Genomic DNA, 23,303 nt, shown 5'->3' on the forward strand with positions numbered 1-23,303 from the left:
GATGGTCATGATGACGACAGGACATTCTACAGTCAACGTTCAACTCGCAGTGCTACTTTTGAGTCTAGGCCTAGGCCTCGCTCATTCAGCTTTTGCCTTGGAAGCATTGTCAGATGAAAGCTTGAGTCAGCAAACTGGTGAAGGGATTGCGATCTTGCCCGAAAACGTCAAAATGGTGTTTCAAAAGGCAGAAGACAATTTAAGTACAGCACAAAATAAAGCCCGTGTGGCAGATCGAAGTTTTGATACCGGTCTGATTCGTGTGATTCCTGTCGGGCCATTGTCTGCAACGGCCACTGCCGCAGGTGCAAAAAAAGCCGATCTGTATCTTTACGGTTTGGCACTCTCTAAAAGCGACAGCGATGTCAACTCACGCTTTAGCAATACTGGACTCAACCTCGGTACTGAATCTAACCCGTGGGTTTTAAATGTATTACCTGTCAATACTTTTGATTTTGCGGGGAATCTCCAAAATTTAAGTTACTTAAGCCTTGAGGCTCCTTTACTGCGGGCAGATGGCACAGTCGGCACAGACCCTGCCAAATTGGGCTTATGGGGCGATATTTTTTCGCGTAACTCGACCACCAGCACCACCGTGAACCCTGTAACTGGCGCACCAACCACTTTAGGTGGACTTGAACAGCGCTTACGTGTGCAAATGGTGCTCAATGGTTTAAATTTAAATGGCTCGAACTTTAAGCTGTTTCAAACTTTAGGCAATGCGCAGGCATCAGGGTTGCCAGCTTCATATAATCAAACACTCGGTTTGGCGGCGTTGATTCGTTTAAATACCGATTACAATGCGGGTACGCGTACTACAGCAGATGCGAGTCGCGTGCTGAGAATCAGCTCGGCTGAAGCCACTACAGATACCAGTAGCTGTACCAGTACCGGAACTTGCTTAAATACACCGGCCATTACTGGCGGCGGCGCACCAAGTTTTAATGCCCAAGAGGGCTTATACATTTATAGCCCAAATATCAATCTGGTTTTGGGTAATGTTTATCAGCCGCTTATTTTTAATACCGACGGCACCAATTTTTCTTTGGAGCTGACCCGTATTCCAAACGTGGCCAGTATTTATCAGCAAATTTATACCGATTACTCGGGTACCAACTCAGCTTATAAGGGTTCGACCTGTAACGTGCAAAGCTGTGGCACGGCCTCCACCATTGCTGGGGTGAATTATCAAGGCACAACCGCTACACACAGTAGTATCAGTATTGGAACAGTCGGAATCGGAAGTGGCAACTTACTAAATGCGGTGAATACCAGCTCGGCTGTAGGGGTCACTTTTAAAGATCCATCTGGCAATGCGGTGAATTTAGGTTCGGCAGCAATTGATGGCCTGATGATTCAGCATTTTAAAATTTCGACCACCGGACTTTGAAGGAGCGTATCAGTATGAAAATTCATCGTCTCGGTTTAATGGGCGTACTACTGATCAGCAGCATGGTATATGCCGATCCATCAGGTTTAAAAGCATTGAGCAATCAGGAGCTAAGTCAGGTTCAGGGCCAAGGTGGGGCCGATTTAAGCCTATCTTTGTCACTCAATCAGGCCGTTCCGACAGGTAGCGGTTTGTCTAATACCTATGCCTGCGCCAATGGCGCAAATCAGTATTGTCGTTTAGCCTTGGCATTTAATAATCGTCAGGATCAAAACGGCAATTTATATTGGCTGGTCTTTAAAAAAATTCAGGGCACTTTGGCGATCGATAAGTTTCAGCTCGATGGCACAACGGTGACGGTGAATACAAATCAATATCGCTCTGCGCTCAAACTGACTTTTTTAGATGAATATCCGATCCAGATTCGTAATCTGGGTTTTGAGGCACTTTCGATTGAAACCGATACAGGAACAGCAGACAGCCAAAAAGGGTATTTAAGTACCTTTGTGCCGTCTACTTATACTGGTTTTGACCAAGGATTGGAGCGTGGTTTTGTGGGGGTGAACATCAATGCGAATCTGGCATTGTCAGGTTCGGTTAAGGTGTTTAGCTGTAACGGTTCAGCGACCTCACGGTGTTAAAGGGACAGATAAATGAATAAAAATAAAACGCGTTTAACTGTGCTGATGCTGAGTATTTTAACTGCACAATATACCGTTGCAATGGAAGCACTCTCAGATCAAAACCTCAGAGAGGTATCGGGTAAAGATGGCCTGACCGTGCAACTTCAAACCGATAAAGTCACAGCCAACCAGATTAACTGGAAAGACAATACCACGTTTGCAGATGGCAGTTCTGGCAACTTAAATTTGTCTTTAAATAATTTGGCGATTACACAACTGGGCAGTCAGGCTGTAGGAGGTACCATCAAATTCGATGTAGGTACAACCTCCACCAATAAAGCCGGAATTCGCCTCGAAGCTGCGCTCAATCCATCGCAAATACATATTGCCGATATCAAAGTTTGCTCCGATGTTGCCAATACAGCCAATTGCTCCGATGCCAGCAGTCAAAGCTTGGGGGCGCTGACGATTAAAGATCGGGACGGCACTAAATTTTTACTACAAACCGCGAATGGGCTGTTCAATGCGCAAGAGCTGGGTTATCTGGAATTTGGTCTGCAAAATGCCAATATTTTTTATAGTTTAAAAAATAGCGCTGCGGTGAACCAACTGGTTTTAAAAGATTTTAATTTTAATTTTAAAGGCTCGGGTTATATGTATCTCGATCCTGTCAAAGGCTTTGTGCTTTCAACCAACGCGCAAGGCACAACAGGTTCAACCAATCAGATCACGCTAGACCGTGTAGCCGATTTGGACAATGCAGGCAAAACCAAACCGGGTTTCAACGTCGACTTGCGTTATAAAGCCAATGTAGGCGCAGACCCAGCAGCGTATGCCACGCAAAATGATGACAGCACAGTTAAACCGATTTTGCGTTTGGGGGCATCGGGTGCACTGCGTGATGCAGAGATTTCTGTCAATGCGGCACGACCAACTTTAGGTGGGGCACAAATTGGTGCTGCAACTGCCAGCTCAGATATGACCGGATCGACTGGCGTGCATGTGGCCATGAAAGCCAGTTTTACGCCAGATGTGAAAGACAGTAACGGACAAGTCACCACACAGGGCACACGGCTTGAGCTCGGGGGCACCGGAAAAAACAGCTATGCCATTGAATTTGGGAACCTCACGCCGTTACAGATCCGTCAGGGGATTGCCGCAGGTTCGAGCAATCTGGCACTGAATCAGAATTTGGCACAAATCAATTTTGGTGATTTATATATCAATGCCGTGAAAACCCAATCGATGGAATTTCAGATTAGTTCCACCATAGCGGCGCTGTTGGGTCGGCAGGCCGGGATTTATCGGCATAATCTGTATGAGTCAAGTGTCACATCGAATCCCAATATCTTAAGTTTGGCCATTCGGGGTATGGAGTTTCAAGCCATCGCGCGCAGTGCGCGCTTTATTGCCGACAACAGCAACGACAGTGCCAATCAAATCAATAATCAAACCGCGACATGGGGCTTAGGTTTGCCCATTTATAACTTAAATGCAAACTTAGGCATCTATGGCACTACTTATGGCACAAATAAAGATAAGCAAGGCATTGGTTTTGGTTTAGCTTTATCTACTCAAGGGCGTAATACTGATGGTAGTAAAACCACATCGGTGATGTTGATTGATGGTGCTAAAAATGCGAACAGTGGTGAAGAAGTTAACTACTATGCTGGTTTGCGCAATATTGATTTGTTTCTAGATACCAACGGAAGTATTGGCTTTGAGCAAAATGGTATCGCGCTTGATTTAACGAAACTTATTATTGCCTTAAATGCCGAACTGGCTTTAGGGCAATTGCCGGGTAGCCGTTATAATATTGCCGCATGTAATACCAGTACATCGGTCGCTTGCTTTGTGCCTTCAAATAATTTTACCCAAAACTCAGATGTGCTTTTTGCAATTGGATTACGTCTGGATGGAACCGCCTCGTTAATGCTCATTCCGGGCGCCGCCTCAGATCTGACCTTAAAAGGAAATGTGAATTTACTGGCTTCAGCCAGTAACGAAAATCGCAATTACATCCATATTGTTGATCCAAGTACGAATGCGGCGCTGGGTCTGGATAAAATCTCGGGAAATTTGAATCTAAATACGAATCTGAAACTCACCAAAGATACGTTTGTGGTGGCCAATCAAGTGGATCTCAATCCATCTCAAACACCATCCCAGGTGCTCAAAGCCAATCTTAATTTTTATCCGACGGCTGCCTCCACAGGTCAGCAACTTGGACAAATGGTGATTACGGGCGGAACCATTCGTAGCAGTATTGGGATTACACCACGGTAATCAAGGAAGATCATGATGAAACAGCTAAAAGCCATCTTACTGACAGCCGCGGGATTATGTTTGACGCAGGCTGCATTTGCAGATCGTTTGACCTCTTTAGATGATCAGCAAATGTCTGAAGTCACCGGACAGGCATTGCTTAATTTAAACTATGTTGCACCTGGCGGATCTAACCCCAACGGAAACATGGGATTTTATCGATTGGGATTAGAAGCTCAACTTGAACTCAATGCCAATATTAAGAAATTGCAATTGGGCTGTGGTGGTGTAAAAGGAACTGGATGTGATATTGATATTGACAATATCGCGCTGACCGGAATCACCAGCTCAACCGCGCAAGGGGCCGGAGTAGGGACAGACTTTAAACTCACCAATCCGTTTATTGAGTTTGCGATTCAAAATCCAGACTCTGCTGCCACACGAACCATTACAGGATTTCGTTTAGGTGCACTTTCGGCGCTGGGGATTATGAATATTGGCTCAAATGGTGACTTAACTACGCTTGCAGATGATACTGGAATCAACTCATTAAGCGGAGATATTGGTGTACGCGTAACCAATGCAAAAATTAATGATGTGAGAGCAACTGTTTTAGGACTCGGTTTATTAAGAGGATCTGCTACGATTGATTCATATTCTACTACACTTTTAAATAATCGTGACTCAACATTTAGTTTGACAAAAATGACGGCACAAGCTTCGCCAAGTTTATTAAGCTTAAAATTAACCAATGTGAATATGAATGATATTCCCTATAGAACAGTACATCAGTTACTGGTGGCTGATACGGATTCTAATGGGAATTTGATTGCGACCAGTAATGCTTACATTTCCTCGCAAAGCAAGGATATATTCTGGCAAAATGTGAGTAATCAAACATGGGCGAGCAATGCGGCAAAGCAAGGCTGGTGGATTTCGATTCCACAAACTCAGTTCAATAACTTATCGATCGATCAAACAGTAAATATAAGCGTATTATCGGCTTTGCCAGGTGCACTTTTAGGAACACCTGTGAATTTGGCGCCTGTCGATTTGGGTCAAATGCCGATTAGTAACTGTTATGGAAATTTGAAGTTTTGTTAGTCAACGCATAAAAAAGCAGGTATCAAACCTGCTTTTTTAATTTGAGTCGTTTATTTAAGTTTTGCCATGAGCTCGTCTTTGGTTAAGTTAACAGACTCAGCATCAGTACGGCCTTTATATTCAAAGGTTCCTGCATCTAAGCCTTTTTCACCAACCACAATACGATGTGGAATACCGGTTAGCTCCAGATCAGAGAATTTCACGCCTGGACGCTCATTACGGTCATCAAGCAAAACATCATAGCCTTGCGCTTGCAATTCTGCATAAAGTGCTTCAGCAGCTTCAAGCGTTTTTGGTGATTTATGCGCATTCATCGGCACAATTGCAATCTCAAAAGGCGCAATTGCAGATGGCCAGATAATGCCTTTTTCATCGTAATTTTGCTCAATGGCAGAAGCCACAACACGAGTGACACCAATACCATAACAGCCCATGGTCACAACCAGTGGCTTACCGTCATCACCCAAAACCGTACAGTTCAGCGCTTCAGAATACTTCTGACCTAACTGGAAGATGTGCCCGACTTCAATGCCACGTTTGATTTGTAGTACACCTTGACCATCTGGAGATGGATCACCATCCACAACATTACGAAGGTCATAAACCTCGGTATAAGTTGCATCACGCTCCCAGTTTACACCAGTGGCATGTTTGTCGGCTTCGTTGGCACCTGCAATAAAATCTGACAGGACTGACGCTGCGCGATCAACAATCACGGTCAGGCCTTTTTCAAGCAATCCTTGTGGGCCGACATAACCTGCGGTCAAACCAAGTTGTTGTAATTGTGCCTCAGTTGCAAACGTGAGCGGTGCTGCAATAAGCGGATGATGCTCTGCCTTGATTTCGTTGAGTTCGTGATCGCCACGCAAAAATAGCGCGATCACAGGGACATCGCCTTTTTCATCGGCATTGCCTTGTACCAACAACGCTTTTACTGATTGTTTAGGATCAGCGTTTAAGAAGGCACAAACATCTGCAATGGTTTTCTGATTTGGTGTTTCTACAATGCTCAAGGCTTGAGTAGGAGCGGCACGCTCACCCACCAAAATCGCCTCTGCCTTTTCTACATTGGCTGCATAATCAGATTCGCTCGAAAATACGATATCGTCTTCACCGCTATCGGCAAGCACATGGAACTCATGCGAACCTGAACCGCCAATCGAGCCTGTATCGGCCTGCACAGGGCGGAAATCTAAACCTAAACGGGTAAAGATACGACAGTAGGTATCGTACATGTTGTCGTAGGTTTCTTGCAATGAAGCTTGATCGACATGAAACGAGTACGCATCTTTCATGATAAATTCGCGTGAACGCATCACACCAAAGCGTGGACGAATTTCGTCACGGAATTTGGTCTGAATCTGATAAAAGTTCATTGGCAATTGCTTATAACTTTTCAGTTCAGTGCGAGCCAAGTCGGTAATGACTTCTTCATGAGTTGGCCCAAGTACAAAGGGATTATCATGACGATCGTTAAAACGTAAAAGCTCGGGGCCGTATTGCACATAACGGCCTGATTCTTCCCACAAGCCCGCAGGTTGAGTGACAGGCATAAAGACTTCAAGCGCGCCTGAACGATTCATTTCTTCACGCACAATCGCTTCTACTTTATTTAATACGCGTACGCCCATCGGCAACCAAGTATATAAACCTGAAGCCAATTTACGAATCATCCCGGCTCGAAGCATGAGCTGATGCGAAATCACTTCGGCATCGTTTGGGGTTTCTCTTAACGTTGCAAATAAAAAGCGGCTTGCGCGCATGGAAACAGTCCTAAAAATGGGCTCTTAAACAGAGCACGATAAAAACACCAGATTATAATAAAAAATGAGATGAAGATTTCATCTCATTTCGTAAAAAACAGATTATGACATTAATTTGCGGCTTTGGCGTAACAAGAAATTTTTCAAATCATCCAAATAGGTGAAAATCACGGGCACCACCACCAAGGTGAGTAGGGTCGAGGTGATCACGCCACCAATCACCGCATGCGCCATAGGAGCACTTTGTTCGCCGCCTTCACCCAAACCCAATGCCAGTGGCACCATACCCATCACCATCGCACTGGTGGTCATTAAAATGGGACGCAAGCGCGTCTTGCCTGCCTGTAAAATTGCGTCAAAACGAGTTTCACCACGCTCCATGGCTTTTTTAATGAAATCAATCAGCAAGATCGCATTTTTGGTGACTAGCCCCATCAGCATAATGATTCCGATAATCGAAAACAGGTTTAAGGTACTGTTAAATAAAAACAGCGCAAGAAAGACCCCAATCAATGACAGTGGCAATGAGGCCATAATGGCCGCCGGATGGATAAAGCTGTTGAACTGCGAGCCGAGTACAATATAAATAAAAATAATCGACAAGCTAATTGCAGTCAGCGCATATCCTGCCGACTCGGCCATATCGGCATTGGCACCTTGCGTATCGAAGCTATAGCCGGCTGGCAATTTAAAGTTCTGTTGCAGTTGCTGGATATCTTTACCAATATCTCCCGATGGTCGTCCTGAGGTATTGGCCTCGACCAGTACTTCACGTGACAAGTCGCGGCGATTAATTTGTGCGGCACCGAGGGTTTGCTCAAACGAAGCAACAGATGCCAGTGGAATTAACACAGGCTGATTGTTGGCATCGGTTTTATTCGAGCTTAAATACAGATTTTCCAGATCGCTTGGACGTGCACGATTGGCTTCGGCCAGTCGTAAATTCACATCGTAAGTTTCACCGCGCTCATCTTCCCATGTGGTGACATTCTCACCTGCAATTAAGGGGCGCAGTGCGCTCGCAATCTGATTGACCGAAAGCCCTAAATCACTTGCCAGTACCCGATTGATCTGAATAGACAGCGTCGGTTTAGGTGCTTTAAGTGAACTTTCCAGATCGACCACGCCATTGATTTTCTTCATTTCAACCATAAACCGATCTGAGATACGCTGTAACTCGTCCAGATCTGGGCCTTTAATTGAAATCATGATCGGCTTTTGTCCGCCCGAAACCGTTTCATCGGCAGAAGCCACGGAGGTCACGGTAATGCCTGCGACCGACTGTAAGCGTTTGCGAAAGATGTTGTTGATTTCAGTCAGGCTTTGCTGACGTTGCTGCCGTGGCGTCACGGTAACGCGAAGCGTCGCATGGTTTTTACCCCGATCGGTGACGCCATTAATCACGCCGTAGGTCGATTTTACAAAGCCAAACGTATTGACGATTTTTGTAACCTGATCCAGCTTGGCCTGTGTATATTCTAAAGAGGCATCGACAGGCGTTTCAAACTTGATTCGCACTTCACCTTTATCGGGCGTGGGTACAAATTCGGTACCAATCAGCTTGGATAAGCCCAGCGCTCCGACCAGAGAAGCAATCGCGATCAGGAGGGTGATCAGACGAAAACGCAGTGCAAGCTTGAGAACACGCTCATAAACATGGGTAAGTTTATCGAGTTCTTTAGAAATCCAGTTAAAAAAGCGTTTGATTCGGCCTGGTGGGCGGTTACGCGGTTTTTCTTTCCAGTGTGCAGAGAGCATCGGATCGAGAGTAAAACTGACAAACATCGAGATCAGAACCGCGGTGCTGACCGTCACGCCAAATTGATAAAAGAAACGTCCGATAATACCGCCCATAAATGCCACAGGTAAAAACACGGCCACAATCGTGAGTGTGGTGGCCAGTACGGCCAGCCCAATTTCTTTTGTGCCATCTAATGCCGCGGTCACATGGTCTTTACCCATTTCGGCATGGCGTACAATATTTTCCCGAACCACAATGGCATCGTCAATCAGCAAGCCAATACACAAGGACAAGGCCAGCAAGGTCATCATGTTGATGCTAAAACCAAATGCCCAGATAAAGGTGAGGGTACCCAGTAAGGCAATCGGAAGTGTTAAACCTGTAATAACGGTGGAGCGAAAAGAACCTAAAAACAGTAATACAATCAAAACTGCCAGTAAGGCACCTTCGATGATGGTACGTGCAACGTCCTTAATTGAAGCGCGGATACTTTTTGACGTATCGACAACCACATGCAAACTTGCGCCTTTGGGAAGCTGTGCCTTGATTTTATCGAGCACTTTGTAGGTGTTGTCGACCACCTGAATCACGTTTGCATCTGAGCTTCTTAAAATATCTACCGAAACAGCAGTTTTACCGTTTTGAAAGGCGCCCGTTTCCAACTCGGCCTGTGTGTCTTCAACCTCAGCAATTTGCTTTAAATAAATCGGTACGCCGTTTTTATTGGCGACCACCAAATTACCAAAGCCATAGGGCTGAATCACTTTGGACTGAATCTCAATGACCAGTTCCTGATTCGGCTGCTTTAAACTGCCGCCCGGAATTTCTACATTTTCATTTTTAAGGGTGTTGATGACCTGATCAATCCCAATCGCGTAGCTTTGCATTTTTTGCGGATTGACCACAATACGTACTTGCCGTTTGGCATCGCCCAGCAGACTGACTGTACCGACGCCCGGAATGGTACGTAACTGCGGTAAAATCCGCTGATCGATGTAAGAGCTAAAATCACGAAGTGACATTGAGTTGGTTTCAAAGACCACCGACATAATCGCGCTGCTGGCTGGATCATAGCGTTCGACCACCGGGTCTTCAATTTCGTCACGAAAATTAGCTTTTGCCACCGCAATTTTATCGCGCACATCTTGCGCTGCAACGCTCGATGCCACATCCAGATTGAACTCTGCCACAATCATGGATAATCCCTCACTCGATTGCGAGGTGATCTGTTTTAGGCCCGAAATGGTATTGATCTGGTCTTCAAGTTTTTTGGTAATTTCAGATTCAACGGCTTCAGGAGAGGCGCCGGGATAGTTGGTATATACCACCACAAACGGGAAATCGACATCGGGAAATTCTTCTACTCCCATTCGTTGCCACGAAGCCAGCCCTAATACCATCAGACTGAGCATCATCATAATGGTAAAGACGGGATATTTGACGCTGATTTGGGTTAACCACATAGACTCAATCCTGATGTTAATTGCCAGAAATGCGCACGGCCTTGTTGTCATCGCTATTTTCAAATGCGATTCGGCTCACGCGATCTCCCGGTTGTAATCCCTGAACGATGGCAACATCATCAGTGAAGCGTTTTTCTAAAAGCTTAATGGCCACTTTATGCAGCTTTTGCTGACGAACCACCCAGACATATGGCTGTTGATCCATACTCTGAATACTATTGAGTGGAATAATCTGCCCCGATATCTGATCTTGGGTATAAATAAAACCTTCTACAAATGCACCAATACTGAGTGAGCGAATCGGGCTGCTCGGTTGTGCAAAAAATTCGATTTGACGACTGACCTGATCGGCCACAGGCGAAATTCGGCTTAAACGTGCCTCTTGCACCGTGCGCTCACCTTGAATGTTAAAGCTTATTTTTTTCCCTACTGCCAATGCGGATTGTTGTTCGATTGGCAATTTTCCTTGAATTTCTAACTGAGCTGGATCGACAATTTCAAACAGCGTACTGCCCGCCGCAACGGTTTGACCTGGTTCTACTTGACGCTTGGTAATCACCCCTGAAAGCGGGCTGCGAATGATGCCATCTAAATTGGCTTTTTCGGCGATATCGACATTGGCACGCTGTGCATTCACCGTCTCTAATTGTGCCTTGTAATCAACTTCACTTTGTTCGTATTCCACGCGTGAAATAAAACCTTGATCAAGCAGACGCTTTTTTCGTTGCATCAGATTTTTGGCCAAATCTGCTTGTGCCCGAGCCGACGCAAGATTGGCACGTGCTTGGGAAAGCCGTGCCGCATTGTCCTGATTGTCAAGACGCACCAATATCTGCCCTTTAGTCACCGACTGCCCAACATTCACATTGACCTGTATGGCGGTTGCGGTCACTTGTGCCTGTACCGAACTTTGATTGACTGCCCGAATGGTTCCGATAAATGCCGTTTTCTGTTCGATTTGACCGGATTTGACCGCCACCAGATCGGCACCAATTAACTCAATTGCTGCGCTATTGGCTGATTGCTGTGAGCTTTCAGCGGCATTTTTTTGACTGCATGCTGCGACCATTAAACTCATACTGAGTATGGTCGCTTTCGAAAGAACCAGAAGGGTGCTACGCATGCAGTGTTATCCTTTAAATAATGTGATGTTGTGTCGACTTTGCCACCGATTATAACGGTTATTCCATTTTTTTTAAGCGTGCAATCACATCTGCATAATGGATTTGGGTGCTGTTATAGTTGTCTTGCATTTGCTTCAGCATCGCTTTGCTGGCGAGGATCTGTTGCTGGTTTTGTAACATGTGTTCGCGTACCAATACCGGTATGTTTTGCCCTTTTCTTATATATTGATTTTCCTGATTTTTATACATCACTCGATCATTTTGTTGCTGTTTGAGCTGTTCTTGCTGAAATGCGATCTGTTTTTTGATGCTATTTAAAGATTCATCGCGTTTCATGGTGGCAATTTTACTGTTGCCATAGGCACGTTTGAGTTTGAGATCATATTGTTGTTGTCGTGCTTGTGATTCATATTTGGCTTGAGTTTTCGCGTCTCGGTCGCCATTCCATGCGGGCGTCTTCGCAATCACTTGCATATTTTGATCGAGCGACTCATATCCATAGCGAATATGTGCTGGCGTTACGTTGGCGCTGATATTGGCAGTGCCACGCGAATCATAATAGCGATACCATTTGGCATGAATCTCGCCTGCACATCCAAGCAGATAGAAGAACATGAGTAAAATGAATAACGTTACTTGTTTACCCAACTGAAAGGGCCGTCGCCGCACAGCAGGCGCAAATTCTATGGATTGAACCATGTGCTTCTCCCCAATAAAATTAGATTAATTTTTTTTGAATCATAATCTTGGTATATTAAGATGGATTTATACGCTGTAAATCCACGGGTTTTATCGTTTTAGTTTAGCGTAAATTGAGATAAATGAAAAAAAGATGTTCCAGTGGATGAATTGAAAACAAGACTTTAACTATGTAAAAATGCCATGACACTCGATAACAGATTAGTTTGCCTGAATTGGGCATTTGAAAAGGACGAATGAATGGAAGATGCACCCAAAGCAATTAAAATTATGGTGATTGATGATTCAAAAACCATTCGTCGTACTGCTGAAACGCTGCTGCAAAAAGAAGGCTATACCGTGGTCACGGCGACAGACGGCTTTGAAGCATTATCAAAAATAGCACAGACCAATCCCGATATTATTTTTGTGGATATTATGATGCCACGCCTAGATGGATATCAAACCTGTGCGCTGATTAAAAATTCACAAAATTACCAGCATATTCCCGTAATTATGCTTTCAAGTAAAGATGGATTATTTGATCAGGCAAAAGGGCGTATCGTGGGCTCCGATGAATACCTGATCAAGCCATTTAGTAAAGATGAATTGTTAAGCGCAATTCGTAATCATGTCAGTGTGTAATTCCAATAAATAAATTTGAGGTCATTATGGCGCGTATATTGATCGTTGATGATTCACCCACCGAGACGTATCGGTTTCGTGAAATATTGACCCGACACGGTTATCAAGTGCTTGAAGCCACCAATGGTGCAGATGGTGTGACGCTGGCTCAGGCCGAACAGCCGAATCTGGTGCTGATGGATGTAGTAATGCCAGGTGTGAATGGTTTTCAAGCCACCCGTCAGATCTGCCGTGGCGAAAGCACCAAGCATATTCCAGTGGTGATTGTGAGTACCAAAGATCAGGCCACAGATCGAATTTGGGGTAAGCGCCAAGGCGCCAAAGAGTATTTGACCAAACCCATTGATGAAAATCAGCTGATCGACGTGATTCAGCAATATATTCTGTCAGATTCATAACATGGCTCAGAGCAGCGATACACATTTGGCGGCATATACGCCAGATGATTTGAGCGTACAGCATGAGTCGATTGAGCAGGCAGAACGCTGGACAGGTATCGCATTTGAATTGATGGGACATTATTTCGTTGCGCCATTAGGGGAAGTCACTGAAGTCATTCATCCGCCAAGTTATACCCGTGTTCCCAATACACAGCCTTGGCTAAAAGGTTTGGCAAATATTCGCGGGCGATTGCTGGCCGTATCGAGTTTGTCTGAGTTTATTTCTAAACAGAATTATCAGGAACACACACAACATAAAGTGATGTGTATCAGCCACAATCAACATTATATCGGGCTGATTGTCGATCAGGTATTTGGTGTACAGCATTTTAATAAAACGCATTATTTTTCGCATCAGCATGATCTTGGCATGATGTTTCAGCCGTATTGTCGCGGCTATTTTCAACAGTATCAGCAGCGCTGGCATATTTTTTTATTGAGTCAATTATTAGGCAATCACGATTTTATGAATGCCTCGCAGCACCATTAAAAATAAATTTTAAACGGTGTTTTGATCATGAGGGGTGGGGATATGACGTGGATCGCAAGCGTCAAAAACAGACGTATTGAGTCAGATCACCACCGATGGAGTGGATGGTTTAAAGCAGATCATTTTTCCAATCGGTTTGAATCGCCGCAGCAGTTACAGCGTTTGCTCCTGCTTATGCTGTTGATGACGACGATTCTACTCGTTTCGAGCATTTTTCTGATTCAGCACATGCAAAAACGGCATCATGTCGATCAAAAAATGATGGCATTGACCATACTCAATCAGCAGTTTATGTCTGAATCACTGGAAATTTTACGGTCAGATTCACTGCAAAACCGTAAAAATTTAAGCGCGACGCATCAGCAGTTTCAAAACGATCTCGCAGAGATTGCATCAGATACCTCGGCTTATCAGCGTGTCATGACCGATTGGCAGGCATTGTCACACAGTATTGAGAGGATTCAAGCCGATCCTGATCTTGCCAGACAAGTTCAGTTTTTACATTTATCGATGCAGCTTTCGATGCCCGAAATACAATCGAATTATGCGCAGCTAATCGAGTTATTGCAGCATCAACCTGCTGATATCGGGCATTTAAAACTGGCCCAGCAACAAGAGCAGAGCGCATCACAGCTTTTAAAATGGGGACATTCTCCCATTTTACCTGAGCAGGCCACACCGCAAACGGTGCATGATTTTATTGAAGATACCCAGCAGTTTAGAGCTGGCATTCTGCGACAGCTTCTTGGCGATCCCGTGCAGGGCTTAAATGCTGTGCAAGATCCGCTACAGCGAGCTTTGCTGCAAGATATTCAACTTGAATTTGATAGCGCATTACAGCCTAAAATTGAGCGCGTTTTATTGCAACCTGATCAGGTGGAGCAGCTTTGGCAGGCTTATTGGCAGTTACCCAAACAATCTGAGCAATTATTACAGTCGCTGGATCGCCTGGCAAAAAGTCAAAACAATATGTTTGCCATACTCTTGATCAGTGTGGTTGTGATTGCATTACTCGGATTGGCTTACGCGACTTGGCAGTTGATGCGTTTACCGATGCGAAAGGTTGCTGATACAGCACAGCAGTTCGAAAGTGCTTATGAAACCAGTCAGCACCAGCACGCAATCTTACGTTTACTCAATGAGATCAGTGATTTCGCCGAGGGTGATTTAAGGCGGCCAGCGACTGTTTCAGAGGATTTTACTGGTACAATTGCAGATGCCCTGAACCTGATGTTGCAGCAGTACCGACATTTAATTGATTCGGTACAACGGTCTGTAACGGAGCTAGATCAGGTACGTCTCACCTTACTGCAAGTTGAACAGATCGCAACGCACCTTACGCACCACGTGCAACACAGCGGTCAAACAGAAACAACAGAAATGAGTGGTTCTGATGCCAAAGGACAGCAGCTCGGATTGTATCTTCAGCAGTTGAATGCGATCATTAAAGAATTAGAGCTGGCAATTTCTGGTTATCAACTAGAGATGACCAAATAAAAAAGAATTGATTAAGGGGATCAAAACAGCGCATGAAGATTGGGGTTGCTGAGCACAGCATTCGGATATGGACACCGCATTAAATACGCGTCTGGCGGCGCTGACCTTGCCTGAAGATCAATATCTGGATCAGGATCAGGAGATTCTTGACGTTTTTATTGAAGAGCTCGAAGAGGTGTTTAGTGCATTGGAGCACCTGATTCAGGCTTGGCATACGACGCCTGACGATCAAGCCTTGTTGCAAGAAATCTGTCGGCATTTTAATAATTTAAAAGGTACGGGCCGGATGGTGGGGGCCAATGCGTCGAGTGAAATTGCATGGATGGTGGAAGAAACCCTGACACGAATTCTCAACTCAATTTTACCTACTACACTCCCGATTCAGCAGTATGTGGCTCAGGTTTATCGGCTTTATCAAGATGAACTGATTGAGGATTTTAAACAACGCCAGCCACATCGTGTCGATTTACGGCCCTATGCATTTATTGGGTCACAGTTACAACTCAATCTCGAGATCGAACCTGCGCTGATGACTCTGCTCATGAGAGCATCCCAGACAGCTGATGAATTGGATCTCGCGCCAACTAACAGCGTCAAATTAAACGAATCTATTGTCATTTTTCTAGAAGAAATCTCGGTTTATGTTGCAGATATCCATCATTTTTTAGCAAACTCAGCCCCTTCGGATGATGACTTTAACCGACTGTTACGTGCCTTGCATACCATACGTGGTAGCTCATCCATGGCCTGTATCGATGCGATTTTTGATGCCAGTACAGCACTTGAAAGCACAATCAAGCAGAGATTACTCCAGCATGGAGCACTACTCTCTACCGAGCAGGCTTTGCTTGGGCAGTATCTGGAATTTATTACACAGGCGGTGCACAACATTCAGCATGGCTTAGAGGCCAAGACGCTTCAACCACTACTGAATATCTTTTTAGATCAGTATCAGCTTTATCAGCATCAGCTCGAATCGACTGCTGCACATGAGTTACAGCTCAATGGCGGTGTGGTAGCGGCCTTACTCGCACTTGAAATTGATGATTTGCTCGATGCCGAATTTGAGTTTCAAGATCGTATACGGCACCAGTCGGTCGATTATATTGTGATTTTACAGGAACAGGCCGCAAGCCTATACGCTGCGACCGATACAGACCGAACACGTGTTTTGCATATTTTTACCCAGCATTTGCAATCGGTTTATCAAGAACTCATCGGAATCACGAGTAGTGATTTTCCTCAAAGCCTATATGATGCATTCCAGCCAGTGCATACCGCATTTGTGGGGCTGTTTGATAGTTTGGCTGCGGCACAGCACATTAGTTCTTTTACACCGTATCAGGTGCTGTTTGATCAGCTCAATCGAGAAATCAAGCCATTTAAGCCGCTTGATTTGGAAGAATTTGCTTCTCAAAGTGTAACGACTCAACATAGTGACATCAGTACCGATTTGGTACTTAATCTCGACATGCGACTGATGTCTTATTTGGCAGAAGATCGTCAGCTTGTGCTGGCACAGCCGTTACAGGTCGATGACAGTTTGCTGGAAATTTTCCTTGAAGAGAGTGAAGAACTACTGGCAGGCGTCGAAACCGAGCTGACGCTCTGGGCCGAAGCGCCACATAATTTAGATATCTTGCAACATCTGATCCGGTTTTTGCACACCTTAAAAGGGGGTGCCAATATGGTTCAGCTAAATCAGATCGGTTTGATTGCACATGAGCTGGAATCGATTTATCAACGTCTGATCTATCAGCAATTAGATGTTTCATTCGAACTGATCAAGATCATTCGAATTGTGCATGATGATCTGGCCGAACGGATTCAAAACCTGTATCAGCATGCAGTAGAGTTTCCGGTGAGTCATGTCTTGGATGTGCTTCAACATATTGAAGACTGGTTGCCGGCCGCATTCGCTGAAGCGGATTTTACTCAAAACCAAGTAATAAAGCAGGCTGGGTTAAAGCTTGACGATCAGATGAGCTTGGGTGAAGTACTGGCGTTCAATTCAGTACCCGCCGCCTCTGAGACTTTTCCGCAGACCTTGGTCGAAAAAATGTTTGTGGATGAAGCACAAGATTTGCTTTCACAGGCCGAACTCAATCTTCAGCAATGGGTCAAGGAGCATCATCAGCGTCATTTGCTGTTGGAGCTACAACGTATTTTTCATCGCTTAACGCGCAGTGCACGGCTGCTCGAACTCAAATATGTCATGGACATTACCACGCGACTTGAGATTACCTTTGAGCGGATGAATCTGCACAATTCTAAAACGAGCAGCTATGATCCATTACTTCTCAACGCCGTACAGTGGTTGAGACTGGCAATTTTTGATACGCGTTACGATCATTATTACGAACTTAAGCATCAACTTGAGCAGTTAGAACTGACCCAACCTTTGTTTCCGGTACAGTTTGAACAGATTGCCGCATCATTGTCCGAATCGGGTGCGGTTAGTCCGGGTGACGGCACAGAGCCGCCGTCTATGCATGGTGAGTGGGACACTTCCATTGCGGTTGATGAAAGCAATGAAATGATCCGTGTTTCGGCAGATCTGATTGACAAAATGATTGATCAGTCTGGTGAAAACGCCATCAATCGCTCCCGAATTCAGATGGATATTGCGCAGGTCGATACCGTTTTGGGTGAAATGGAACTGGCGATTCAGCGTTTATCGCGTCAGCTTAAACATCTGGATCGGGTGTTAGATACACAATCTTTACAACAACTTTCTGGTGAACATACCGCCACGCTTGAGCCAGAGCAATATTCAAATTTTTATCATTTAAGTAAATCCTTGGCAGAATCGGCATCGGATTTACTCGATTTTCGTACCAGTTTGACCGAAAAAATTCGAGATACCGAAAGTTTACTGCTCCAGCAATCGCGAATTCAGGCCGATCTGCAAGAAAATCTGATTCGTACTCGACTGGTTCCGTTTTCGCATCTTTTACCACGCTTACAACGCACCGTCCGACAAACAGCTCTGGCGCTGAATCGACCAACTCAACTGCTGGTTCACAATACAGAAGGCGAGTTAGATCGGAGTATTCTAGAGCGTTTGGTCGTACCGCTCGAACATATGCTCCGCAATGCCATCGATCATGGTATTGAAGATCAGCAAACACGACTGAGCCAAGGTAAACCATCAATCGGGACTATTGAGCTTTCTATCCGCCGTCATGGTACTGATGTGGTCTTGCAGTTAAAAGATGATGGTCGAGGCATGGACAGCAATGCAATTGCAAACAAGGCGCAGCAACTGGGCTATTTAGACCATTTTCATACTCTAGATGACGATCAAATCTTCCAGTATATCTTTTACCCGGGGTTTTCAACGGCGTCTACAATTACCCATATTTCGGGGCGTGGTGTTGGCCTCGATATTGTGCATAACGAAATCAAGGCACTTGGAGGTAAAATCACCGTAACTGCCCAAGCGGGTATGGGAACCACATTTAGCTTGCGTGTGCCCACCACAGTAGCGGTCAGTGATGCGCTGATGGTCAAGGTGCTTGATCAGCAATATGCCTTACCACTGGGTAAAATTGAGCGTATTGTGCGCTTATCGCCGCTGATTTTGGAACAATACTTTAATAGCCAGCAAGATCGTTTTGAGCTTGATAATACCTGCTACAAATTACGTTATCTGGGTGAATTTGTAAGTAATGTGGTCGAGCCAGACTGGTCAACCATCACAGGTGAGCTGGAGGTGTTGCTGATTCATTCCAGCACAGGGCCGCAGGTGGCGTTGCTGGTTGATCAGGTGGTCGGATCGCGTGGTCAGATTGTGGTGAAACCAATCGGGCAACAGTTTAGTCAGGTTAAAGTGGTGGCGGGCGCATCGATTTTAGGCGATGGGCAAGTCTGTTTGATCTTAGATCCGATTACCATTGCAGAACAAGTCGATCAGCAGCCACGACAATATCGCCACGATACCGACCACGAGCGCGCTGTGCGTGAAGAGCGAGCCATGATCATGGTGGTGGATGATTCAGTGACGGTTCGAAAGGTCACATCACGTTTACTCGAACGCCAAGGGTACGATGTAGTAACAGCCAAAGATGGCCAAGATGCGCTAGAGAAGCTGGAGCACATTCGTCCAGATGTCATTTTACTCGACGTTGAGATGCCGCGAATGGATGGGTTCGAATTTACTCGCCGTTTACGTCAGCACAATTTACTGCAAGCTTTACCGATTATCATGATCAGCTCACGTACGGGCGAAAAATACCGCGAGATGGCACAGCAGCTTGAGGTGAACGATTATCTGGGCAAACCTTTTCAAGAGGAACAACTGCTCGCCAAAATCCAGATGCTGCTCATGCAAGTAACTAGGCAAACCGTTTTATGATCATGGCTGAAATGAAAAAGGGCTCCGAAGAGCCCTTAAATATTAAGTCAATAAATTTTCAAGAATCTGCTCATAAATCTCGGCCAAAGGCTCCAGATCGGCGACATTGACGTGTTCGTTGATTTGATGAATAGATGCATTTAAAACACCCAGCTCAAGTACTTGCGCGCCAGTCGGTGCAATAAAACGGCCATCAGATGTACCGCCGCTGGTCGAAAGTTTGGCATCGACACCGGTAACATTTTTAATGGCAGTGGTCGCAGCATTCACCAATTCACCAACAGGAGTCAAAAATGGTAATCCTGAGTGCGTCCATGAAATATCATACTCAAGGCCATGACGCTGTAAAATTTCCAGTACACGTTCTTTAAGCTGTTCGGCAGTCACTTCAGTCGAATAACGGAAATTAAAGGTAACAGCCATCGTACCGGGCACCACATTGGTCGCACCAGTTCCCGCATGAATATTTGAAATCTGAAAAGATGTTGCCGGAAAATATTCGTTACCGTGATCCCACACAGTCTCACAAAGTTCGTGAAGGGCAGCAGAGGCGAGGTGGATCGGATTACGCGCGAGGTGAGGATAGGCCACATGACCTTGTTTGCCTTTCACTGTCAGAACGGCATTTAATGAGCCACGACGGCCATTTTTAATAATGTCACCTAACTGGCTGGTACTCGATGGTTCACCCACTAGGCACCACGTCATTTTTTCGTTACGTGCTTCGAGAGTTTCAACCACTTTTACCGTACCGTTAATTGATGGGCCTTCTTCATCAGACGTAATCAAAAACGCAATAGAGCCCTTGTGATCTGGATGTTTTTTTACAAAGCGTTCAGAGGCCACCACCATGGCTGCTAGTGCGGTCTTCATATCGGCAGCACCGCGCCCATATAAAATACCGTCGCGAATTTCAGGTTGAAACGGATCGCTGTTCCATGCCTCAAGGTTACCTGTAGGAACCACATCGGTATGGCCAGCAAAACAGAACACAGGATCTTGAGTACCGCGGCGCGCCCATAAATTGTCGACTTCGCCAAAGCGCATGTTTTCAATATGAAAGCCAACGTGCGCAAGACGTTTGGCCATCAGCGCCTGACAATCATAATCTTCAGGAGTCACAGAGGGGCGGCGAAGTAAATCTAAACTGAGTTCGAGAGTATTGGAAGGGTTCATACCAAAATTTGAGTCTGGAAAAATCTAACTCAATATCATAGGTCAAACATCAACTAATGGGTATGCTCAAATAAAAAAACCTTATCAAAAAGATAAGGTTTTTTTGCTTCAAATAAAATTAGATTTTATTTTGAGTTTTTTGCGCAGTGTTAGTTACCGCATCACCAGCGCTTGATACATCTTTTCCGAACCCCTTAAAGGTGTTACAGCCAGTTAAAACAAAAGCAACCATAATTGACGCAGCTAAGATTTTTTTCATCATCTGTCTCCACTTTAGATTTAATTCTGATGTAACTAGAGATTAAAAACTAAACGTCTAAAAGAACATTACTTTTTGATAGTAGAAACGTTAATAAATGTTTCAAAGAAGAATTATTCTTAAGAATTATTATTTTATTCAAACATGCCGGGCACCCAAGGCACGGCTGGCGCCTGACGAAACATATAGCAATCTGCCGGATTTTGTGTATTCACATAAAGTCCATTGCTCCACCATAGAGCAGGTGTGGTTGAGCCATGTAGTTGTGGACACATCCATTCATGACGTGTCAGCCGACGAAAATCAGCTTGAGTCTGAAAGCCCCAGTATCCAATGCGCCTATGCGAATTTAGCCACTCAGGGAGCTTGGGGTGTTGCATGTGTTGTGGACTATATAACTGACCTTTGAGTACGGCAAAGCGCTGATCAATGCGATGACCCAGCGCCTCCTCAAATTGAAATTGGCGTTCAGTGAAATAAGCCAGTTTTTTCAATAAGGTATCTTCACGGTTCAGACCATACCAATAAGGCAAGCTTAAATCTTTTTCACCTAAATAGTATTTGAGTGCAACTTCCCAGTGTTCAATACGTTGCTCAGTCGTGTTATAGACCAGAAAATCCAGCTCACCTATGGTTTGCGTACCCTTCATTTTTTGAATGCTGTGTCCGATGAGTTTATATGCGTGATAATCAGTATCGAGCAACCAAAACCAGAGCATATATTCAAAACGCAGCCCAATACGGGTACTGCGCAACTGACCTAAAAACTCCAATAACGGACTAGGATCTTGATCTAGCGCTTTTAAACGTTGCACATAATGGTCGTACTGTTGTAACCAAAAGGACGTGCTATGCAGCTCAAAAGACGTTTCTAAACGCAGTTCTTCGGGCACCTGCGAGATAATATTTGGACTCGCCAACGTAAAGGCAAGATGACGTACACAATCGTGTTTGAACTGAAACCAAGGTTCATGTTGATTCAAACATGAAGAAAAATAAGTCATTTATAAATCCTGACGTCATCACTTGAATTATAATACTCGTGAGCACAGCTTAATAAAACCTGTCCATATATTTTTGGCCAATTGACTCCGCAGTGGCAAGGTACTTACAGAGACACGATTTTGCAGAGCAGGATTGCAACAATGAAGACACTATTCTGGCGTACCTTAGTGGTGATATTTATCATACTTGGTATTATTGGTGCAATTTTACCGGGTATGCCCACCACTGTATTTCTTATCTTGGCGGCCTGGGCTGCATCTAAAGGCTGGCCAGAAATGGATGCTTGGTTGCTAAATCATCCTAAATATGGTCCCACATTGCGCGACTGGCGTGCTCACGGCACAGTTCCCCGTAAGGCCAAATGGATTGCTTCCATCATGATGCTGATCAGTGGCATTCTGATGCTGTTTACCAACGCGCCGCTTTGGGTCAAGATTTTCACCGATAGCATTATGTTGATTGTTGCGATTTGGTTATGGTTAAGACCTGAACCCACTTCAGCAGCGTTAAACTCTAAAGTCCATTCTCCATCCACAGAAAATGATCATGTTTAATTTGAATACTGCCGATATTGTGGTTGATCTGGCATCACAAACCCTCTATTTACCCAAACAGCATAAGACTTATCCGATCTCCAGTGGGAAAAATGGGATTGGAGAACAGGAAAATAGTGGCAAGACTCCTCGTGGATGGCATCGGATTGCAGAAAAATTTGGTCATACTGCACCAATCAATGCCGTTTTTATTGCACGGCAGCCTACCGGAGAGGTGTACAGCGATACACTTGCCGCCGAACATCCAGATCGTGACTGGATTTTAAGTCGCATTTTATGGCTTGATGGGTTAGAAGAGGATTTTAACCGCGGTGAAGGCTGTGATTCTAAGCAGCGTTATATCTATATCCACGGTACACCAGATACGCAGCCCATGGGGATTCCGATGTCGCATGGCTGTATTCGAATGCGAAATACAGATCTGATTGAGCTATTCGAAGTCATTCCTGAGCAGGCGCTGGTGTATATTTCAGAAATAAAAGTGGAAATGTCGTAATATTTTTTTAGGGTTCATCTGTATGATTTTGCATGTAATGTTTAAATAAAATACAGAATTTGCTGGTTTTTTAGCAAAACAACCTATTTTTTAATCACTCGATAGAGTTTTTTAAAAAAGTCGGTGAAAAGCGTTTGACACTCTGTGAAGTTTCTCTATAATGCACCTCACAAACGATGAAGACGTTGAAGGGCGCTTAGCTCAGTTGGTAGAGCGTCTGCCTTACAAGCAGA

General features: G+C 44.8%; 18 protein-coding genes. 11 read left to right on the plus strand and 7 right to left on the minus strand.

Annotated features, from left to right (window positions below; genetic code table 11):
- Window positions 1–10 precede the first annotated feature (10 nt).
- From ADA42_RS02435 to ADA42_RS02450, 4 genes are read left to right on the plus strand one after another with little or no spacing between them, the layout of a single operon-like run.
- The gene (locus ADA42_RS02435; RefSeq protein WP_034440477.1) at window positions 11–1,390 is read left to right on the plus strand and encodes a hypothetical protein; all 1,380 of its coding nucleotides are present in this window, start codon (window positions 11–13) and stop codon (window positions 1,388–1,390) included.
- 14 nt (window positions 1,391–1,404) lie between these two features.
- Window positions 1,405–2,031: a hypothetical protein gene (locus tag ADA42_RS02440; protein ID WP_004935152.1), complete on the plus strand. Its 627-nt coding sequence runs from the start codon at window positions 1,405–1,407 to the stop codon at window positions 2,029–2,031.
- Window positions 2,032–2,043: 12 nt separating this feature from the next.
- Window positions 2,044–4,299 carry a DUF6160 family protein gene (locus tag ADA42_RS02445; RefSeq protein WP_048763408.1) on the plus strand — a complete coding sequence of 752 codons (2,256 nt, stop codon included), beginning with the start codon at window positions 2,044–2,046 and terminating at the stop codon, window positions 4,297–4,299.
- Between the two features lie 12 nt (window positions 4,300–4,311).
- Window positions 4,312–5,382 (plus strand): hypothetical protein, encoded by a 1,071-nt coding sequence (locus ADA42_RS02450; protein ID WP_228137572.1) that lies wholly within the window; start codon window positions 4,312–4,314, stop codon window positions 5,380–5,382.
- A 50-nt stretch (window positions 5,383–5,432) separates the two neighbouring features.
- Here ADA42_RS02450 and ADA42_RS02455 read toward each other — a convergent pair whose 3' ends face one another.
- The 4 genes from ADA42_RS02455 to ADA42_RS02470 all read right to left on the minus strand — a co-directional run bounded on the left by ADA42_RS02455 (window position 5,433) and on the right by ADA42_RS02470 (window position 12,088).
- Window positions 5,433–7,145 (minus strand): proline--tRNA ligase, encoded by a 1,713-nt coding sequence (locus ADA42_RS02455; protein WP_048763411.1) that lies wholly within the window; start codon window positions 7,143–7,145, stop codon window positions 5,433–5,435.
- 102 nt (window positions 7,146–7,247) lie between these two features.
- Window positions 7,248–10,349 carry an efflux RND transporter permease subunit gene (locus ADA42_RS02460; protein ID WP_048763413.1) on the minus strand — a complete coding sequence of 1,034 codons (3,102 nt, stop codon included), beginning with the start codon at window positions 10,347–10,349 and terminating at the stop codon, window positions 7,248–7,250.
- Window positions 10,350–10,365: 16 nt separating this feature from the next.
- Window positions 10,366–11,472, minus strand: a complete 1,107-nt coding sequence (locus tag ADA42_RS02465; RefSeq protein ID WP_048763414.1) for an efflux RND transporter periplasmic adaptor subunit — start codon at window positions 11,470–11,472, stop codon at window positions 10,366–10,368.
- Between the two features lie 58 nt (window positions 11,473–11,530).
- Window positions 11,531–12,088 (minus strand): hypothetical protein, encoded by a 558-nt coding sequence (locus tag ADA42_RS02470; protein WP_414629808.1) that lies wholly within the window; start codon window positions 12,086–12,088, stop codon window positions 11,531–11,533.
- 324 nt (window positions 12,089–12,412) lie between these two features.
- Between ADA42_RS02470 and pilG the strand changes: the two genes are divergently transcribed.
- The 5 genes from pilG (at window position 12,413) to ADA42_RS02495 (ending at window position 19,580) form a co-directional block, all read left to right on the plus strand.
- On the plus strand, window positions 12,413–12,796 hold the full coding sequence (pilG, locus tag ADA42_RS02475) for a twitching motility response regulator PilG (protein ID WP_025094513.1): 384 nt from the start codon (window positions 12,413–12,415) through the stop codon (window positions 12,794–12,796).
- Between the two features lie 26 nt (window positions 12,797–12,822).
- Window positions 12,823–13,194 (plus strand): response regulator, encoded by a 372-nt coding sequence (locus ADA42_RS02480; protein ID WP_004935180.1) that lies wholly within the window; start codon window positions 12,823–12,825, stop codon window positions 13,192–13,194.
- A gap of 1 nt (window position 13,195) precedes the next feature.
- On the plus strand, window positions 13,196–13,726 hold the full coding sequence (locus ADA42_RS02485) for a chemotaxis protein CheW (protein WP_004935181.1): 531 nt from the start codon (window positions 13,196–13,198) through the stop codon (window positions 13,724–13,726).
- Between the two features lie 42 nt (window positions 13,727–13,768).
- The gene (locus tag ADA42_RS02490) at window positions 13,769–15,223 is read left to right on the plus strand and encodes a hypothetical protein (RefSeq protein ID WP_048763418.1); all 1,455 of its coding nucleotides are present in this window, start codon (window positions 13,769–13,771) and stop codon (window positions 15,221–15,223) included.
- A 67-nt stretch (window positions 15,224–15,290) separates the two neighbouring features.
- Window positions 15,291–19,580, plus strand: a complete 4,290-nt coding sequence (locus ADA42_RS02495) for an Hpt domain-containing protein (RefSeq protein ID WP_048763419.1) — start codon at window positions 15,291–15,293, stop codon at window positions 19,578–19,580.
- A 42-nt stretch (window positions 19,581–19,622) separates the two neighbouring features.
- On the opposite strand, the gene dapE is transcribed toward ADA42_RS02495, so the two are convergent.
- The 3 genes from dapE to ADA42_RS02510 all read right to left on the minus strand — a co-directional run bounded on the left by dapE (window position 19,623) and on the right by ADA42_RS02510 (window position 22,019).
- Window positions 19,623–20,756, minus strand: coding sequence for a succinyl-diaminopimelate desuccinylase (gene dapE / locus ADA42_RS02500; protein ID WP_048763421.1), 1,134 nt, complete (start codon window positions 20,754–20,756; stop codon window positions 19,623–19,625).
- A 118-nt stretch (window positions 20,757–20,874) separates the two neighbouring features.
- The gene (locus ADA42_RS02505) at window positions 20,875–21,018 is read right to left on the minus strand and encodes an entericidin A/B family lipoprotein (RefSeq protein WP_088459345.1); all 144 of its coding nucleotides are present in this window, start codon (window positions 21,016–21,018) and stop codon (window positions 20,875–20,877) included.
- Between the two features lie 131 nt (window positions 21,019–21,149).
- Window positions 21,150–22,019: a DUF1853 family protein gene (locus ADA42_RS02510; RefSeq protein WP_048763423.1), complete on the minus strand. Its 870-nt coding sequence runs from the start codon at window positions 22,017–22,019 to the stop codon at window positions 21,150–21,152.
- A 141-nt stretch (window positions 22,020–22,160) separates the two neighbouring features.
- Here ADA42_RS02510 and ADA42_RS02515 point away from each other — a divergent pair, with 141 nt between their 5' ends.
- Window positions 22,161–22,574, plus strand: a complete 414-nt coding sequence (locus ADA42_RS02515) for a YbaN family protein (RefSeq protein ID WP_025094518.1) — start codon at window positions 22,161–22,163, stop codon at window positions 22,572–22,574.
- On the plus strand, window positions 22,561–23,070 hold the full coding sequence (elsL, locus tag ADA42_RS02520; RefSeq protein WP_048763424.1) for a cell wall-recycling L,D-carboxypeptidase ElsL: 510 nt from the start codon (window positions 22,561–22,563) through the stop codon (window positions 23,068–23,070). Before ADA42_RS02515 ends, elsL begins: the two co-directional genes overlap by 14 nt.
- The last annotated feature ends 233 nt before the right edge of the window (window positions 23,071–23,303 follow it).

The organism is Acinetobacter sp. 243_ASPC, assembly GCF_001054715.1.
Classification (GTDB): Bacteria; Pseudomonadota; Gammaproteobacteria; order Pseudomonadales; family Moraxellaceae; genus Acinetobacter; species Acinetobacter soli.

What these genes read in the sequence shown, in the direction of transcription:
- ADA42_RS02480 (WP_004935180.1), top strand. Translation starts at nt 12,823, where the DNA reads ATGGCGCGTATATTGATCGTTGATGATTCACCCACCGAGACGTATCGG.
- ADA42_RS02440 (WP_004935152.1), top strand. Translation starts at nt 1,405, where the DNA reads ATGAAAATTCATCGTCTCGGTTTAATGGGCGTACTACTGATCAGCAGC.
- ADA42_RS02485 (WP_004935181.1), top strand. Translation starts at nt 13,196, where the DNA reads ATGGCTCAGAGCAGCGATACACATTTGGCGGCATATACGCCAGATGAT.
- ADA42_RS02455 (WP_048763411.1), bottom strand. Translation starts at nt 7,145, where the DNA reads ATGCGCGCAAGCCGCTTTTTATTTGCAACGTTAAGAGAAACCCCAAAC.
- pilG (WP_025094513.1), top strand. Translation starts at nt 12,413, where the DNA reads ATGGAAGATGCACCCAAAGCAATTAAAATTATGGTGATTGATGATTCA.
- elsL (WP_048763424.1), top strand. Translation starts at nt 22,561, where the DNA reads ATGATCATGTTTAATTTGAATACTGCCGATATTGTGGTTGATCTGGCA.
- ADA42_RS02450 (WP_228137572.1), top strand. Translation starts at nt 4,312, where the DNA reads ATGATGAAACAGCTAAAAGCCATCTTACTGACAGCCGCGGGATTATGT.
- ADA42_RS02435 (WP_034440477.1), top strand. Translation starts at nt 11, where the DNA reads ATGACGACAGGACATTCTACAGTCAACGTTCAACTCGCAGTGCTACTT.
- ADA42_RS02515 (WP_025094518.1), top strand. Translation starts at nt 22,161, where the DNA reads ATGAAGACACTATTCTGGCGTACCTTAGTGGTGATATTTATCATACTT.
- ADA42_RS02510 (WP_048763423.1), bottom strand. Translation starts at nt 22,019, where the DNA reads ATGACTTATTTTTCTTCATGTTTGAATCAACATGAACCTTGGTTTCAG.
- ADA42_RS02490 (WP_048763418.1), top strand. Translation starts at nt 13,769, where the DNA reads ATGACGTGGATCGCAAGCGTCAAAAACAGACGTATTGAGTCAGATCAC.
- ADA42_RS02505 (WP_088459345.1), bottom strand. Translation starts at nt 21,018, where the DNA reads ATGATGAAAAAAATCTTAGCTGCGTCAATTATGGTTGCTTTTGTTTTA.
- ADA42_RS02470 (WP_414629808.1), bottom strand. Translation starts at nt 12,088, where the DNA reads ATGTTCTTCTATCTGCTTGGATGTGCAGGCGAGATTCATGCCAAATGG.
- ADA42_RS02465 (WP_048763414.1), bottom strand. Translation starts at nt 11,472, where the DNA reads ATGCGTAGCACCCTTCTGGTTCTTTCGAAAGCGACCATACTCAGTATG.
- dapE (WP_048763421.1), bottom strand. Translation starts at nt 20,756, where the DNA reads ATGAACCCTTCCAATACTCTCGAACTCAGTTTAGATTTACTTCGCCGC.
- ADA42_RS02495 (WP_048763419.1), top strand. Translation starts at nt 15,291, where the DNA reads ATGGACACCGCATTAAATACGCGTCTGGCGGCGCTGACCTTGCCTGAA.
- ADA42_RS02445 (WP_048763408.1), top strand. Translation starts at nt 2,044, where the DNA reads ATGAATAAAAATAAAACGCGTTTAACTGTGCTGATGCTGAGTATTTTA.
- ADA42_RS02460 (WP_048763413.1), bottom strand. Translation starts at nt 10,349, where the DNA reads ATGTGGTTAACCCAAATCAGCGTCAAATATCCCGTCTTTACCATTATG.